Annotated in this window: 14 protein-coding genes; 13 read left to right on the top strand and 1 reads right to left on the bottom strand. The window is 39.3% G+C overall.

All coding sequences use genetic code 11. From position 1 onward, the window contains the following. Positions 1-8 precede the first annotated feature (8 nt). The 13 genes from IEY13_RS00095 (at position 9) to IEY13_RS00155 (ending at position 13,698) form a co-directional block, all read left to right on the top strand. Positions 9-989, top strand: a complete 981-nt coding sequence (locus IEY13_RS00095) for a nitroreductase family protein (RefSeq protein WP_188949454.1) — start codon at positions 9-11, stop codon at positions 987-989. A gap of 12 nt (positions 990-1,001) precedes the next feature. Continuing rightward, positions 1,002-2,183: a polysaccharide pyruvyl transferase family protein gene (locus IEY13_RS00100; RefSeq protein ID WP_188949456.1), complete on the top strand. Its 1,182-nt coding sequence runs from the start codon at positions 1,002-1,004 to the stop codon at positions 2,181-2,183. 22 nt (positions 2,184-2,205) lie between these two features. Then, positions 2,206-3,387, top strand: a complete 1,182-nt coding sequence (locus IEY13_RS00105; protein WP_188949458.1) for a glycosyltransferase family 4 protein — start codon at positions 2,206-2,208, stop codon at positions 3,385-3,387. Further along, positions 3,365-4,483 (top strand): glycosyltransferase, encoded by a 1,119-nt coding sequence (locus tag IEY13_RS00110; protein WP_188949459.1) that lies wholly within the window; start codon positions 3,365-3,367, stop codon positions 4,481-4,483. Before IEY13_RS00105 ends, IEY13_RS00110 begins: the two co-directional genes overlap by 23 nt. Continuing rightward, complete coding sequence (locus IEY13_RS00115) at positions 4,483-5,766, top strand: hypothetical protein (RefSeq protein WP_188949462.1); 1,284 nt, start codon at positions 4,483-4,485, stop codon at positions 5,764-5,766. The genes IEY13_RS00110 and IEY13_RS00115 overlap by 1 nt, the downstream gene beginning before the upstream one ends. A 48-nt stretch (positions 5,767-5,814) precedes the next feature. Next, positions 5,815-6,639, top strand: coding sequence for a glycosyltransferase family 2 protein (locus IEY13_RS00120; protein WP_188949464.1), 825 nt, complete (start codon positions 5,815-5,817; stop codon positions 6,637-6,639). Next, on the top strand, positions 6,630-7,511 hold the full coding sequence (locus IEY13_RS00125) for a hypothetical protein (RefSeq protein WP_188949466.1): 882 nt from the start codon (positions 6,630-6,632) through the stop codon (positions 7,509-7,511). The genes IEY13_RS00120 and IEY13_RS00125 overlap by 10 nt, the downstream gene beginning before the upstream one ends. Before the next feature lies 1 nt (position 7,512). Further along, positions 7,513-8,730, top strand: a complete 1,218-nt coding sequence (locus tag IEY13_RS00130) for a glycosyltransferase family 4 protein (RefSeq protein ID WP_188949468.1) — start codon at positions 7,513-7,515, stop codon at positions 8,728-8,730. A gap of 482 nt (positions 8,731-9,212) precedes the next feature. Next, entirely contained in the window at positions 9,213-9,821 is a 609-nt protein-coding gene (locus IEY13_RS00135; RefSeq protein ID WP_188949471.1) for a glycosyltransferase family 4 protein, read from the top strand. 41 nt (positions 9,822-9,862) lie between these two features. Beyond that, on the top strand, positions 9,863-10,771 hold the full coding sequence (locus IEY13_RS00140; RefSeq protein ID WP_188949473.1) for a glycosyltransferase: 909 nt from the start codon (positions 9,863-9,865) through the stop codon (positions 10,769-10,771). Further along, a complete protein-coding gene (locus IEY13_RS30335) occupies positions 10,768-11,319 on the top strand; it encodes an acyltransferase (protein ID WP_188949475.1) in 552 nt (183 codons plus the stop codon). Before IEY13_RS00140 ends, IEY13_RS30335 begins: the two co-directional genes overlap by 4 nt. 100 nt (positions 11,320-11,419) lie before the next feature. Continuing rightward, entirely contained in the window at positions 11,420-12,181 is a 762-nt protein-coding gene (locus IEY13_RS00150; RefSeq protein ID WP_188949478.1) for a WecB/TagA/CpsF family glycosyltransferase, read from the top strand. 116 nt (positions 12,182-12,297) lie between these two features. Continuing rightward, positions 12,298-13,698, top strand: coding sequence for an undecaprenyl-phosphate glucose phosphotransferase (locus IEY13_RS00155; RefSeq protein WP_188949480.1), 1,401 nt, complete (start codon positions 12,298-12,300; stop codon positions 13,696-13,698). A gap of 135 nt (positions 13,699-13,833) precedes the next feature. On the opposite strand, the gene IEY13_RS00160 is transcribed toward IEY13_RS00155, so the two are convergent. Further along, entirely contained in the window at positions 13,834-16,161 is a 2,328-nt protein-coding gene (locus IEY13_RS00160; RefSeq protein WP_188949483.1) for a glycosyl hydrolase family 28-related protein, read from the bottom strand. Positions 16,162-16,219: the final 58 nt, after the last annotated feature.

Below are 16,219 nucleotides of genomic sequence, written 5' to 3' on the forward strand. Positions count from 1 at the left end.
ATTAAACTATGTTGATTAGAAAAATATTGCAGAAGGTTGGAGAAAAGAATGATGTGATATGGAATTTATTGACATTAGATCAGCTGAAATTTAAATTCAACGCTTTAAAAAAGGGTGTTGAGGAAAATAAAAAAAGCAAGTCTAACTTATTTAGTGTCAGACGTAACATCCACCGTTTAGAAAAGGCCTTATCTTATCCCGTTGCAAAGGCAACCTTTGCAGAAGACTACATTCTCGAAACTGTTAATAAATTTAAACACGGTATAGAAACCAGCATTTTTGATGCAGAAACGGTTAGCTGGGGTACATCGGTCTTGTCTTTATACTTTAAAAATGTAACTTCAACACCGGCAGTTGAACAAGCCAGAAAAGTATTTTTGGGTACGGTTGCTATGGAAGAAACACCTGCAAATGTTCCGTATTTAAGTTCTACCAGACCTATTCATAACATACAATATGACGAGTTATTGAAATTGTCTGTGAGGAGAAGAAGTGTACGCTATTTTGAAGATAGGAAGGTGGATGTAGCCACTGTTCAAAAAGCTTATGAGATTGCAAAATATTCTCCCAGCGCCTGCAACAGGCAGTCGTTTCAGTTTTTATATTTTGATGACGCCGAAACGGTAAAGAAATTGTCTAAAGTACCGGGAGGTGTAGCGGGTTATACATTGCCTTCTGTTATTGTTGTAGTTGGCAGGTATGACGGATATAATGATATACGGGATATAAATGCTCCTGTAATTGACGCCAGTTTGACTTCCATGAGTTTTTTATATGCTGCTGAAACACTGGGGTTAGGTACTGTATGTATTAACTGGCCTAATCTGATAGATAGGGAAGAGAGCATAAGGAAGATAATAGATTTAAAGCCCTATGAGTTTGTGATTATGTTAATTGGCATTGGTTATCCGTTAGATAACGGCAAGGTTCCGTATTCAGCAAAAAGGCCTTCAGAAAATGTTTTCCTTATAAACGACAGGATAAAATAGCAAATAGCAGTTATGAATATATTGATTACCGGCGCCAATTTTAACAATAAAGGAGCGCAGTTAATGTTGGTGAGTTTAGTATCAGTTATTAAAAATAAGCTTCCTAATGCGAAAATCTTTGTAAGCCCTCTTTTGGGTAATAGAGAACAATTGAAAGAAATGGGAGTTGGTGTTTTAGATTATCCATTGTTTCATTATGGTAATTTACGATATTTTAAACTGGCGCTCAATGCTCCTTTTTTAGTAAGATTAATAATGAAGCTGAAAGGAATTAACACTTCAGGCGAGTTACCTTTAAAAAAGGTGGATGCTGTGTTCGATATCTCTGGATTTGCTTTTGGCGATAAATGGGGGGCTAACCCGGTTAACGATTTGCAGATGCTGGTTGCCAAAATGAAAAAGCAAGGTGCTAAATTTTTCCTTTTACCTCAGGCGTTTGGTCCGTTTACCAAAGAGGGAATGAAAGAAAATATCAGCAAGGTTGTTGATGAAGTGGACTTGCTGGTAACAAGAGATCAGCAGTCTTATGAGTATGTTACATCTTCTTTGCCGGTACCTAAGCCTAATGTATTAAGGTACCCGGATATTACATTATCTTATAAGAAGTCCATCCCTGTTGAGGATGAAATTTTTTCCAAACCATTCAGTATTATAGTGCCTAACGAAAGGATGTTAGACAAAGCATCCATTGGATGGCAAAAGAATTATTATGAAGTGGTTGGCAAAATGATAACAACTATTCTTGCCAACAGTACTTTGAATGTGGTGATGTTAATACATGCCGGTGGTAACAGCAAGGATGGTGAGGTTGGTATGAATATTAAAAATTCTCTGCCTTCAGAATATGCCAATCGAGTGTTTTATTATGTAGAGGAAGATCCTACCAGACTTAAATCTTTAATTGCCAAATCTCAGTTTCTGATTGGATCCCGGTTCCATGCATTGGCTTCGGCTTTATCTTCCAACATTCCTTCTATCGGTACCTCATGGTTGCATAAATATGAGATGCTGTTTAATGAGTATGGATGTAGCGACTACAGTTTTAAAGATCCTGAAGAGGCCATATATGCCAGAACACTTGAACTGGTGGATGAGAAAAACAGAGAGCAGATTATTGCAACGCTTAAAGCAAAGAATAGCGAGATCGGCCAATTGCACGAGCAAATGTGGAACACAATTATATCCAGACTTTAGCAGTTAAAGGGCTTCATTTATTATGAGAATAGGTATAGCTGCTCCGATTGAAATGGCGTCTTTAAAAGCACATTTTCCGGGCATTAAGGCAAACGAAGAAACGTTGGGGCTTGGTGGAACAGCAGTAAACGTATTGATAGATGGCTTTTTGAAAGCAGGGCACCAGGTAACTGTGTTTACACTTGATGAAAACATTCATGAGAAATATGTAGTAGAAGGACAGAATATAAAAGTGATATTCGGTCATTTCAGGCGCTCTTCAACAGGTAAGTTGTTTGATTTTTGCGCTAAGGAATTCAGGCAGATTCAAAGATTTATCAATGAGGAGCGGCATAACCTTGATATTGTGAATGCTCACTGGTCTTACGAGTTTGCTATCGGAACAATTTTGAGCAGACTTCCTCATCTTATCACATTCCGTGATAATTCCCCCACTATTTTAAAGCTCACCAAACATCCCTACCGGTTTATACGGATGTTGATGGATTTTTGGGTAAGAAAAAAGGGGATGGCTTTTAGCTTTAATTCTGAATATCTGAAATCGTTAATCAGGCTTAATGGAAGAGCAATTCCTAACCCTGTTGGCGTTGCCGTTGCGGGTGAGGGACGTATATACCCGGAGGAAGGACATACGTTTAAGATTTGTTTCGTAGCCAATGGCTGGGATTACCGAAAAAACCCGGAAGCTGCAATTGCAGCTTTTGCTCTTTTGCGGAAGAACGTGCCCGATACAGAATTGCATTTAATTGGGCATGGTTTTGAAGAAGGAAGCAAAGGCTACGTGAAAATGGAGGGTAAAAACAGGAATGGTAATGTGTTTTACCATGGTAGCATGCCGCATACAAAGTTGATGCAGCTAATGGAGGGTTTTGATGTGATGGTGCATACGGCCAGAGAGGAAAGTTTTGGCAACAACCTGGTTGAAGCAATGGCAAAAGGGTTGCCTGTTGTGGCGGGGGAGAAGTCAGGCGCTGTTCCATGGATTCTGAATTACGGAGAAGCAGGCAGCCTTGTGGATATAGAAGACGCTTCAGCAATTGCTGGTGCACTGGAAGGAATTATTACAGATAAGAGTTGTTACGAACGCCTGAGCAGAAAGGGAATTGACAATGTTAGCGAAAGATTTTCTCAGGCAAGTGTTTGTAACACCTACATTGAAGAATTTGAAAAGGTAATTGCAGATGCGCGTACTACACGTTTTTAATGAAATTAACTTTTCGGGAGCAGAGGTAATGTATGCTAATGCCGCTCCTCTTTTTCAGGAAAAAGGAATTGAGCTTATTGCATTAAGTACGGGAAAGGAATTTGGGAATTTTACCCAGCAGTTTGAAACCGTGCACATTAAAATGCATCATAAACCCTTGCTGGAGTCTGATAAAAATCCGCTGTTTCTTTTTAAGTACTTCAGAAGTATCATAAAATTTATCAGAGAGGAAAATATTGCAGTTATTCATATTCATCGATCTTCTTTTTTCTGGTTGTTTTCTCTATGTGGATTTATTACCGGCAGAAAGACGATAAGAACGTTGCATAATGTATTTAAAAACAGGCGTATTACCTGGATTAAAGCTTATTGGGAACGACTTACAGCGAGGACACTTTTAAGGGTTACTTTTCAGTCAATAGGTAAGAGCGTTTACCTAAATGAGTTGCAATATTACAAGAACAAGTCCGTTATTGTGAATAACTGGTTTGATAAAACAAGATTTTATCCGGCAGTAAATGAAGCTGAAAAGGCTTCTGTACGAAAAATACTCAATATACCGGCAGACGTGTTCGTAGTTTCTACAGCCGGCCGTTGTACTGAAATAAAAGGGCATAAGGATATCATTCAGGCGTTAGCTATTATAAATAAACAGTTTCCATGTGTTTTTCTGCACCTGGGGAGCGGCGCGTTAGAGAAGGAAGAGCAGGAACTTGCAAAGGAACTGGGATTAGATGGTGTTATTCGTTTTCTGGGAAATGTTACCAATGTGCGTGATTTTATTATAGCATCAGACGCATTTGTTATGTCATCAAAATTTGAAGGGCTAAGTATTGCTTCTATAGAAGCAATGGCGTGTCGTATTCCAGGCATTTTTTACGATTCACCGGGTTTAAGAGATCTGATTAATTCGGATGATAACGGCTTTTTAGTGGCTCATGGAGCCCGCGCTCTGGCGGATGCTATTTTGTTATTTTGCAATGACAGGAACCTTTGTGAAGTGAAGGGACAAAGCGCAGTTACGTTTGTGAATGAGCATTTCTCCATTGAGAATGGCGTAAAGGGGATTCTTAACTTATACGGGAAGACAGTTTAATGATCGAAAGAGATAATAAGCTTATTTTTCACTCTTTTGCTTTTCTGATTTCATCAGATGCTATTGAATATTTGTCTGGATCGAGCCGGCTGGGTTTCAATTCCACCTATATATGTGCCATTCTGAAACTGGCGTCTGTCTGGAATATCCTTAAAATAATATCGAACAGCAACTGGAAGAAGGAAATACCCGCGGCTTCAAACCAGATTTTTTCTCTGATGCTATTATGGAATCTGATTACTTTTTTCCGGGGTGCTTTTTTTGCCAGAGATTATTGGGATTGGAAATATCTGATGATGACGGCTTCCTTTTCTTTTCTGATTCCATATGCTCTGATATTGGGAATCAGATTTTACAGTTGTGTTCAGCTATTCCGTTTTATTATAAAAAAGCTTTATTGGTTTGGTTTTGTGCTTGTGCCGCTTTCTACTGTAACCTTTGGAGTTGCTTTATACGCACGGATGATGTTTTCTGTAAGCCTGTTTTTGATGTTCAGTGTTTATATGAAGCGAAAGTGGTTTTATGTTGTTGGCGCAGTAGGGCTTTTGTCAATTTTGTCTGGGTACGATTTACGGGCCAACATTATGAGGGTTTTTATTTCTTTTATTTTAATTGGTGTTTATTATTTTAAAAATTTTATAGGAAAAGCTATTCTGAGATTTATTTGCCTTGTCTTTTTTGTTGTTCCTCTTGTTTTCCTTGCACTGGGATTTACCGGGCAGTTTAATATATTTAAACTGATGGGCGATGATGAGCAGGTTGCTAACTTATCAGAGAATGAAGCCAATCTTACAGCAGACACCCGAACCCTGTTGTATGAAGAAGTATACCGTTCAATGGACAAGCACCAATCTTTGATATGGGGAGAGGGAGCAGCCAGCAAATATGAGTCCAGTACTTTTGATTATCTGAATGATGGCAGAGGTAGATATGGAGCCGAAGTTGGATTTTTGAACACGTTATTATCCTCGGGAATAGTAGGCGTTGGTTTATATTTTATGGTTCTTTTTGTTGCCTGTTACTACGGTATAAACCATTCAAAAAACTTTCTCTGTAAAATGCTTTCTGTTTTTCTGGCTGGCCGATGGGTAGTTTTCTTTGCTGAGGATATCACTAAATATGATATGAACTACTATTTTTTGTGGCTGGCTGTTGGTCTTTGTTTTTCGAACAGATTCAGAAAGATATCAGACAGGGAAATACGGGCTTTCTTTTTACTGATAGTAAAAAATATCAGTTTGAAAAAAGCAGAATATATAGCTTATTTAAGACTGGGCCGTTGAGATAACCCTTTTGTAAAAGGAATGAATAACGTTATTAAGTAGAGATTAATGGTAAAAATTGCTGTGTTGCTAACTTGTTTTAACCGTAGGGATAAAACATTGCAATGTTTAGGAAATCTTTATGGGCAGGAAAGGCGCGGTATCCTATTTGAGCTTGATGTTTTTCTGGTAGATGATGCTTCCACAGATGGCACATCCCAGGCTGTATCGGAGCGGTTTCCTGAAGTTAATATCATTAAGGGAAATGGGAAGCTGTATTGGAACCGTGGTATGTACACTGCCTGGAAGAATGCTGCATCTGATATATACGACTACTATTTATGGCTGAATGACGATACAGATTTGCTACCAGGGGCCATAACCGAAATGTTGCAATGTGATATGGCTGATTCAGTACCTGCAATTGTGTGTGGTGCTATTTGTTCCGCCAATACAAAAATGTTTAGTTATGGTGGGGTTTCCAAAGATGGAAGGGCTGTTGTGCCGGATGGTACCGTTCAGCATTGTTATATTATAAACGGAAATTGTGTTCTTGTGAGTAAAGCTGCTTTTCAATTAGCAGGTAATATAGATCCTGTGTTTCCTCATGCTATAGGCGATCATGATTATGGCTTGAGGTTGCTGAAAGCAGGAGGTAAGATTATTACTACCAGAAAGTTTATTGGCTATTGTGAACGCAATGCAAAATTGCCTAAATGGTGCTACAGTGAAACACCTTTAAAAGAGCGGGTAAAGGCGTTATATTCTCCGCTGGGGAATAGTCATCCGAAGTATTATTTTATTTATGAAAGAAGGCATTTTGGATTGTTTCTGGCTGTAAAACATTATTTGTCCATTCACTTAAGAGTTTTAATACCTTCTTTATGGAAATAACACATCCGTTTGTTTTTCAGGTCGATTCTGAAATTGTTATGGAGCACTATAACAATCAATTAAACTATCTGATTGAGTATAATAAAAACGTGCCTAAAGAGTATTGCGTTGTTTATTTCAGTAGTAATGATTTATACTATCCTAATAATGAGATTGCCTTTTCTGAAAGTATTTTGAAGAAAAACAGATTCGAATGGTATGGAAACAGAATTGCCATTGGGCATAAGCACATTTTTCTGAGAGACATAAGAAAGCAATGGTATCTTACCGGTATCAATAGTCAGATTAATTCGTTTGGAAAGCTGATAGATTTTTTAAAAGAAGAAACAAAAGGCTATAAAGTTATTACACTGGGAAGCTCGGCAGGAGGCTTTGCTTCCATTATCACCGGGCAGGGAATTAATGCAGAGAAGATATGTTCATTTAACGGTCAGTTTGAGATATTGTCTTTGCTGAAAAAATCGAAGCCGGAAGTAGACCCTATTCTTTTCAGAAATCAAAAGAACAGTGAAATGCTCCCTTACTATGATACACTTAATTTCATTACTTCCCCTTCCTCCATATTTTATTTCCAATCATGTAAAAGCCAGTGGGATATAGAACAGGCTGAATATGCTACATCTGTTAAACTGAACAAAATAGCTTTTCGCACCACTAATCATGGAGTTCCGTTTCTGAAATCGAATTTACCGCACGTTATTAATCTTAACAGAGAACAGCTGCTAAAACTGGCGGGAAAAACTTTTCATCCCCTTTTCTTTTCACTGAAGACAGTGGGCGTAATTGAAACGGTGAAAGGCGTAAGCTCCATTATTCAATTTGGATTAAACAAGATATATATCAGAACCATTCAAAAGTGGAAGTCTAAATAATATGCAAAAAGTATTGCTTTCGGCATTTGCCTGTGATCCTTCTAAAGGGTCTGAACCAGGCAACGGGTGGAATTGGTCATCCGGGCTTGCAAAAAGAGGGTTTGAAGTCCATTGTTTAACGAGGGTTACAGGAAAGACAGCCATAGAAGAGCGTAACTCTGGTAGAGAAGGACGATTGTTTTTTCATTATGTAATGCTGCCTTTGGGAATGGAGAAACTATACGGAAAAGGTGCTGTTGGCATGTATCTCTACTACTTATTATGGCAATGGGCTGCCTACCGTAAAGCGCAAACCCTTAAAAAAGCACATGCCTTTAAAGTGGCGCATCATGTAACGTGGGGAAGCCTTCAGATGGGGTCTTTTCTTTACCGTTTGGGTATTCCATTTATTTTTGGCCCTTCAGGTGGAGGACAAAAAGCGCCTGTTACTTTTAAAAAATATTTTTTAAATTATTGGGGCAGTGAGGAAAAGCGGGAGAAGGTTTCTGACCTGATGGTAAAATATAATCCAGGCTTTAAAGGAATGTTGAAGAAGGCGCATACTGTGCTGGTATCTAATGAAGAGACACTTGAAATGGCCAGAGCTTACGGGGGCAACAAAGTTGAGCAAACACTGGACGCGGCATTACCTGACGACTTTTTTCCGGATATTTTTGTACCTAAGAAAACCGAAGCCGGTTTGTTGAAGCTATTATGGGTAGGAAGATTTATGCCAAGAAAAGGGCTTTTGCTTTTATTAGATGTTATGAAAGAATTAAAGCATATGCCTGGTATAACTTTAACTGTAGTTGGAGATGGAGAAATGAAGGACGCTTTTTTGCAGAAGCAGGATGAATATGGATTGAGTAACACTGTTGATTGGAAAGGAAAAGTGCCGTTTGATGTTGTAAGAGAATATTACGCATCGCACGACGCTTTCTTTTTCACCTCTTTAAGAGATTCATGTCCTGCTCAACTTATTGAGGCAATGGCTTTTGGCCTTCCGGTAATTACGTTGAATTTACATGGACAGGCACTTATTGTGAATGATGAAAACGGGATAAAGTGTTCTTGCGAAACACCGGAAGAGGCGATAAAAGAGTTAAAAGCTGCTATTCTTAGTTTGTATAATAATTCTGAGCGGGTTCAAACGATGAGCACCGCTGCCCACAACTTTGCGCGCCAGCAAAACTGGAATAAAAAAATAGATCATATTATTCAACATTACTATCCTGTATAGAAGGTTAGGCAATCTTTTTTCAATCATAATACTTTTTGATGCAACCTGCAGAATCGGGTAATAAAAAACTGCTACTGGTTTCTTTTCCTGTGGATTTAGGAAACAGAACTTATGAAGCGAATCTTCATCAGTTATTCAGGAACGAGATGGATTTTTTTCGTTTTGCTGCGCAGCATGTTAATGAATTGGATAAGGGCGTGAATTATAAAAGAAGTATCAGGGATCGGTTACTTTCTATTGCTGCGCTGAGAAAAAAATTAAGGTATTATCGGGGGGGCGGTCATCGTGTGCTTTTTCATGGTTTAAGCCCTGCTTTCTTGTCTTTTGGGGCATGGAAGCTTGCTAATACAGCTATTCTTATGGATTGGACGCGCTGTCTGTATCCTTCAGTTCAGGGAAAAGAAGTAAAAAAGAACTGGTTGTTTTATCTGCATAAAAAAGTATTAAACTCTTGCCCGAGAATACTTTGCATGACGGAAGCTGTGAGAAAGAATCTGATTGAATATTACGGGGTAGAAGAGAGTAAGCTTTTTAAAGTGCCTGCCCCTTTTTACATTGATAATATACAAATGGCTCCCCGCGCTACTCCTGACAGGCCAAGGGTACTATTTGTAGGTGGAGATCTTAAAAGAAAAGGTGGAGATCTGCTTGTTAATAATTGGGTAAGCCATCTTAAAGGAAAGTGTGAGTTAAGTATGTTAACAAACGACCCCTCTGCTAATGTAGAAGGGATTAACTTTTTACCCGGAATCCGGTATGGTACCGATGCACACCGGAAAGTTTTTGAGGAACACGATATTCTTATACTTCCTACCAAAATGGATTCTTATCCTCAGGCCATAGGAGAGGCGGCAGCAGCAGGAATGGCGGTTATTACTACCAGGTTTGCACTTGGAGCCACGGAAGTGGTAATGAATGGTGTTTCAGGATATGTTGAACAATCTCCGGAAGCATGTCTGGAAAGGCTTGTTACACTTATTCAGGATGTTGCTTTAATAGATGGGTTTAAGAGTGCCGGATATCAGCATATGCAAACGCAGTTTTCTGCTGCTGCTATAAAAAAATCTTATCTGGATATTCTTGTCCGATAGGGGAGCATTAACTTATTTACTTTATTAAACTTTGTTTTATAATGCAAACTGCCCCTATATTATTATTTACTTATAAGCGGCTGGACACTTTAAGGAATACTGTTGAAGCGTTAAAGAAAAACAAGCTTGCTGAGGAAAGTGAATTATTTATATTTTCAGATGCGGCCAGGTCTGAAAAAGATGCGTCTATAGTAAATGAAGTAAGGAGATATATTCATTCTATCTCCGGGTTTAAAAAAATTCATATTACAGCTGCTGAAAAGAATAAAGGTCTGGCACCTTCTATTATTGAAGGGGTATCTCAGGTATTAGAAAGTTTTGATAGTGTAATTGTGCTGGAAGACGATTTGCTTACTACGCCTAACTTTCTTTTTTTCATGAATCAATGTCTGATAAAGTATGCTCAGGAACCTGATGCTTTTTCAATTTCCGGCTATTCTTTTAATTTAGGTAGCAGTGGAGACGGAAACGATGCATATTTTATTAACCGGGGATGGTCGTGGGGATGGGCAACATGGAAAGACAGGTGGAATAAAGTTGATTGGGAAGTGAAGGATTATCAGGCATTCAAACTGGACACTAAAGCACAAAAGGAATTCGCCAAAGGCGGATCAGATTTAAATGCCATGCTGGACAAACAAATGTCAGGCAACCTGGATTCCTGGGCTATACGTTGGTTTTATCATCAGTTCAGAACAAAAGGACTTACCATTTATCCGGTATTGTCAAAGGTATATAATGACGGCTTCGATCAGTTTGCTACACATACCAGCGGGTCCGGGCGCAGGTATCTGCCAGCTTTGGATAAAGAAGGGAGCATGAACTTTTCCTTGCCCGCCAGGGTTGAAATTGATTCTTATTATCAGCGTAGTTTCAATAAAAAGATGGGGATTACAGCAAGAATAATCTCAAAACTGGAAACGATCATTCAAAAGATGCTTAGTAAATGATAGCGGGAATAATCAAACAACTGAGAGATTTTTATCTGGTAAAAATCAGATGGCGTAGATACTCTATTGATAAAGGATTTCATGCCGGAGCAAGGGTTAGAATATGGGCCCGGAGTCAGGTAACTATTGGGAAAAATTTTTATATAGGAAGGGGATCGCAGATTGAGAGTGATGTGATTATTGGTGATAATGGATTATGGGGTAATAACGTTGCACTGGTTGGTAAGTTTGATCATCATTATCAACAGATTGGCGTACCTGTAAGGCAGGCCATGCAAATAAGGGATAAGGACTATAACTGGAAAGGTCTTAACTTGATTACTGTAATAGAAGATGATGTCTGGATAGGATATGGCAGTGTTATATTAAGTGGAGTTAAGATAGGGGAGGGGAGTATTATTGGTGCAGGATCTTTGGTTACCAAAGATGTGGAACCTTATTGCATTTATGGGGGGGTACCGGCAAAAAAAATTGGTGAACGATTTGGTAACAGAGACGATTTGCAGAAACATCTTACAATAATTAATTCGAAATATCTTGCGGGATAATTCACCTCTTTTAGTAGATAAAATCCTGCACCAGGCTGCAGGATTTTTTATTTAAATTTGCTTTTCTAATATCCAATACCTGGAAATAATCTAACCCTTTATGCGGAGGCAAAAGCACCTAAGCTTAAAAATTAGTTTGGGCCCATATAGTGCATTTATTGATCGTATTATCGAACTGGCAGAAGTGCGCCAGTCGAGTTACGTTTGCGTGGCTAATGTACATATGCTGATAGAAGCCAAAAATGACAAATCTTTCAGGAAGGCCTTGATTGCAGCGGACGTTGTAACACCTGACGGAATGCCCCTGGCAAAAGCACTCAAGTTGCTATATGGCATTGATCAGGATAGGGTTGCGGGTATGGACTTACTGCCTGATTTACTTGCAAAAGCTGAGAAAGAAGCTTTATCCGTATTTTTCTATGGCGGCTCTCAGGCTATGCTTGATAAAGCAGTAAAATATACTGAGGAACGGTATCCTCAATTAAATCTTGCGGGAGCATATTCACCACCTTTCAGACCGCTCAGTGAAGAGGAAATGAAGGAAGTTGCCCATGTAATTACTACATCCGGTGCTCAGATTGTATTTGTTGTGCTGGGGTGTCCTAAACAGGAAAAGTGGATGTATCAGATGAAAGGGAAGATTCCTGCGGTAATGATTGGCATAGGAGGAGCACTTCCTGTATTGATCGGCGATCAGAAAAGAGCACCGCAATGGATGCAGAAATATAGCCTGGAGTGGTCTTACAGGTTGATGCAGGAGCCAAGGAGATTGTTTAAGCGATATCTGGTAACTAATTCCAGTTATCTGGTGCTTTTGTTTGGACAAAAGGTTAAGTTAATGTTTTTGAAGAAAAAAGGTTAAAATTTTCGAAAATTCCTTATCTTTAGCACGGCTTTTGGTATTTCCCCCATGAAGAGATATTGCTTCTGCCATTTGAAAGCTATATATGTTTAATATCCATTTAAAACCAGTATCTCATGGGAACCCGTTTCCAGTACCTTTTGCGTACAACCCTACTCATCAGTGATTTTATCATTGTAAATGGTACATGGCTTATTTCTTATTTCATACTCCAGAAAATTAATTATGGGCTGCGTGCCCAATACAACCCCTTAAATCTTCTTTCCTTCAATTTATGTTGGTTACTGGCGGCAGGTTTTCTGGGCTTATATCAGTACAATACTATTCAGAAACTTGAAGTAACATACAGGAAGACCATTAAAACCATCATAGTACATGTTTGTTTTTTCGCTGTATTTCTGATGTATCAGAATCAGGCTGAGTTTTACAAAAGTTTTGTATTAGTGAGCCTGGCATTGATTAGTGTATTTTTTACCGCCAGCCGTTTCTTTTTGACATTTGTTGTTGAATTTATTATTGATAAAGCTCGCCTGCAACAGAAAACTGCCATTATTGGTTATAATGAAATGGGGGTAAAGCTGGCTAAGTATTTTGAAGGAAAGCAGAAAATGTACTCTTTTGAAGGTTTTTTTGATATTGATGGCGAAGGGAGCGGGTATGCTATTAATGAGAGCGGTAGAATTGTAGGAGCAATTGATCAATGTATAGACTTTGCAATTAAAAATGATATAAGAGAGGTATATTCAACATTGCTTCCCGGGCAACATCAAAAGGTTACGGAACTGGTTGAGGTTGCAGAACGTAATTGCATCAGAGTTAAATTTGTAGGTGATTTTCAACCAGGTGCTTATGCAGCACATCACGTTGAATATCTGGATACCCTACCTGTAATAAGTTTACGCGCTGAACCACTGCAGGATGTTAGCAATCGTGTGAAAAAAAGGATTTTTGATTTAGTTATAAGTGCTTTAGTTATTATACTTATTCTTTCCTGGCTGGTTCCGGTACTGGCAATTTTGGTTAAATTGGAATCGAGAGGTGCCGCATTCTTCAGGCAATTAAGATCTGGTAAAAACAATGAGCCTTTTTGGTGCTATAAATTCCGCAGTATGCGGGAAAATAAAGAAGGTGATTTACTTCAGGCGTCCAAGGGGGATAAGCGGATTACCAAAATGGGATCTTTTTTGCGCAAAACCAGCCTGGATGAGTTTCCACAATTCTGGAATGTATTTATTGGTGATATGAGTATTGTAGGGCCACGTCCGCACATGTTAAAACATACTGAACAGTATAGTGCCATTATAAATAAGTACATGGTGCGTCAGTTTCTGAAGCCAGGCATTACAGGTTGGGCACAGGTAAATGGATACAGAGGAGAGACAAAAGATACCGAACTGATGGAGAAAAGGGTAGAATATGATATCTGGTATATGGAAAACTGGTCGTTGATGTTAGATATTAAAATTATATTCATGACTGTAATAAATATATTTAAAGGGGAAGAACAGGCTTATTAATCCTGTTGTTTAACACACATTTGTTACAGATTATCAATTGCAGTTTACCTGACTAAATAATAATTAAAAAGGTGCCTTAGTGTTAAGGCACCTTTTTAATTATTATTCTTAACCGGCTTTCATTCATGCAATGACCTACTGAGAACTAACAGGAACATCCACTTTCTGAAAAGTGTTGCTACCTATAAAAATACGTTGCGGGCTACTGTTAGACACAGCAGCAGGCGAACGATCTTTTAAAAGGATGCCCTGAGAAACATTGCTGATATTATTTTTTTCAATGATGATATCTGCTACATCGCCTGCAATTGATATACTGGCATTATTGTCAAGAGTATTGGATCTGATGACGTGAAACATGGCGCCAGGTGAATCCGCACGCCAGTTTTTGAGTCCAATAGAGTTAAGAGAACCATTGCCCGTTATTCCTAAAGTTGCACTACCTTCCCAACTCATACCCTCGCGAATATGGTTACTTATAAACTGATTGTACCAGCTGGGTTCTATTCTGATTGCCTGCGTATTATTAGAGTTTACAGTATAGGTTTTCATGCTGGAACTGCAGTTCATAGATTGTGTGCGCCACGATTGGTTTTCTGCAACGATGCAATCCATATTAGGTGGATATAATTGAATTGATGTGCCTGCATCGTAAAATTGATTGCCGATAAAAAGAGATTTACCCTGAAATTTTCCGATAGACACAATAGAGTTGCTATCAGGAATGACTTTCCAGGCAGAATCTATACTGATTGTTTTGCCTTTTATCTCCGTTACATTCCTGTATTGCCCAGTTCCACGTCCGCTAAGTATGTACATGGTCAACCCATGATACTCTTCCGTAGCTGCATTAATTTTTTCGTTAGCAGCTTTTTTTAACTCAGCAAATGTTACAACGTCTTTACTGGTATAATCAGCTGCCACCCACGGAGTATCTTTCAAGGTGATAGAAACTGCTCTGGCTGCTTGTACTTTACCAAGATATGCAGTTCCATGCCCATCTGTGGTTAATGCTTCCCTGTCGCCTCCAAAAGTCTGGCGGCTTTCATTATGAGCGAAGTAAATGTTATACGATGCTACTGATGCGCCATGCAGGCTTAAGCCCATACCGCCCGACCATAAAGAATTACCCTGGAAAATATTATCCTCTATAATAACGTGTGATATTCCGTACAGCTGCATAGGCCCCTGACCGTAGTTTAAGGTGTTTTGTGCAATAACCCCTCCATTAGTATGATACAGTTCTATTGCATGTATTGTATGTATTATATCACAGTTTGTTATTGTAGCATTGTTACCACTTAGTTTGATTGCTGCACCTCCTCTCAGGCTACCGGGACTTACCGGACTAACGGAGTTTGCGGCACCTGAATTTTCATGTCTGTAATAAGCATTTGCTCTTATTCTGGTACGCTCTATTCTTACATTATTCAAGCCCAGAATAATATTACTATGGATACCGCTGGTGATAAGGGTGATATCTTCTACTGCAAAATCATTAGTGCCTTTTAGCAGGCATGGTAGTGCCGTTGTTCTTGGCGGCCAATAGAGATTTACCAACCCCATTCCTTCGCCGCGGATAATTATATTAGGCGGAATGGCAATCATGTCACTGATAATATACCGGCCGCGCGGAAAATAAACTATACCACCGCCATTGGCTTGAGCGGCTGCCAGCGCTGCACGCAAGGCAGCTGTTGCCTCCTGTGAGGTGCCGGCATTTTTATCTTGAAATTGTTTAACGTTATAAACAGTACTATTCCACACTGTGGGGGATGTAATTTTAAGGGAGATGTTTTGCGACCAGCTACTGGCGTTAAGGCCATTATTAACATTGATAGTGTAATTTCCTTTGGGGATATCCCGTGGAATTACAACAGAAACCGCGTAGCCGCCTTTATCTTTTGAGCGTGCTGCATTTAGTATGTAATTCTTTCCATTTCCGGTTATTTTAACTTTCGGCTCTTGAGCAAAATAGAGCGCATTTCCGAAAATACGTAGCCAGCCTCCGGGAATGCCTGAAAAGCCACCATTATTTCCCTGGACCCACCAGGCGTCTGCCTGATTGAGGTATACTATGTCTGATGGCGTGAAGGCGCTTGCACCTGGAGCAGGAACGATACGGCATGCAAAGATGTCCATGGGAAAATTGGAGGGGATTGTGAACTTCAAAGAATGAGCACTCAGCTGAGCTACTTTTGCACGGGTCCATGTTGCATTTTTTTTGCCGATGGGCAGTATCTCTACTTCTACTCCCGTTAGAGAGTTCCCTTTATATATCTGAGGCCAGTCTCCTGTAAGCATAACAGTTTCTCCCGGTGCAGCGGGGCTGATTGCTTTAATAATAACCGCTTTTGCTTTTATTGTTTGTGCATGAATCGGGAAGCCTGATAGTATTGTAAATAGGGTAACTACAGCGTATGATACCACTTTATTTGCCGGAGGAACGATGCTAACTCGCATATGCTTTGATTTGATAGATCAATGATATGACATACTATTTGAAAGCAGGTTTAACTTA

It is taken from the genome of Filimonas zeae (assembly GCF_014641615.1).
Lineage (GTDB): Bacteria > Bacteroidota > Bacteroidia > Chitinophagales > Chitinophagaceae > Filimonas > Filimonas zeae.

Excerpts from the sequence above, each read along its gene's own strand:
- IEY13_RS00160 (WP_188949483.1), bottom strand. The coding sequence starts at position 16,161 with ATGCGAGTTAGCATCGTTCCTCCGGCAAATAAAGTGGTATCATACGCT.
- IEY13_RS00105 (WP_188949458.1), top strand. The coding sequence starts at position 2,206 with ATGAGAATAGGTATAGCTGCTCCGATTGAAATGGCGTCTTTAAAAGCA.
- IEY13_RS00125 (WP_188949466.1), top strand. The coding sequence starts at position 6,630 with ATGGAAATAACACATCCGTTTGTTTTTCAGGTCGATTCTGAAATTGTT.
- IEY13_RS00115 (WP_188949462.1), top strand. The coding sequence starts at position 4,483 with ATGATCGAAAGAGATAATAAGCTTATTTTTCACTCTTTTGCTTTTCTG.
- IEY13_RS00095 (WP_188949454.1), top strand. The coding sequence starts at position 9 with ATGTTGATTAGAAAAATATTGCAGAAGGTTGGAGAAAAGAATGATGTG.
- IEY13_RS00150 (WP_188949478.1), top strand. The coding sequence starts at position 11,420 with ATGCGGAGGCAAAAGCACCTAAGCTTAAAAATTAGTTTGGGCCCATAT.
- IEY13_RS00110 (WP_188949459.1), top strand. The coding sequence starts at position 3,365 with ATGCGCGTACTACACGTTTTTAATGAAATTAACTTTTCGGGAGCAGAG.
- IEY13_RS00130 (WP_188949468.1), top strand. The coding sequence starts at position 7,513 with ATGCAAAAAGTATTGCTTTCGGCATTTGCCTGTGATCCTTCTAAAGGG.
- IEY13_RS00100 (WP_188949456.1), top strand. The coding sequence starts at position 1,002 with ATGAATATATTGATTACCGGCGCCAATTTTAACAATAAAGGAGCGCAG.
- IEY13_RS00155 (WP_188949480.1), top strand. The coding sequence starts at position 12,298 with ATGGGAACCCGTTTCCAGTACCTTTTGCGTACAACCCTACTCATCAGT.
- IEY13_RS00140 (WP_188949473.1), top strand. The coding sequence starts at position 9,863 with ATGCAAACTGCCCCTATATTATTATTTACTTATAAGCGGCTGGACACT.
- IEY13_RS30335 (WP_188949475.1), top strand. The coding sequence starts at position 10,768 with ATGATAGCGGGAATAATCAAACAACTGAGAGATTTTTATCTGGTAAAA.
- IEY13_RS00120 (WP_188949464.1), top strand. The coding sequence starts at position 5,815 with ATGGTAAAAATTGCTGTGTTGCTAACTTGTTTTAACCGTAGGGATAAA.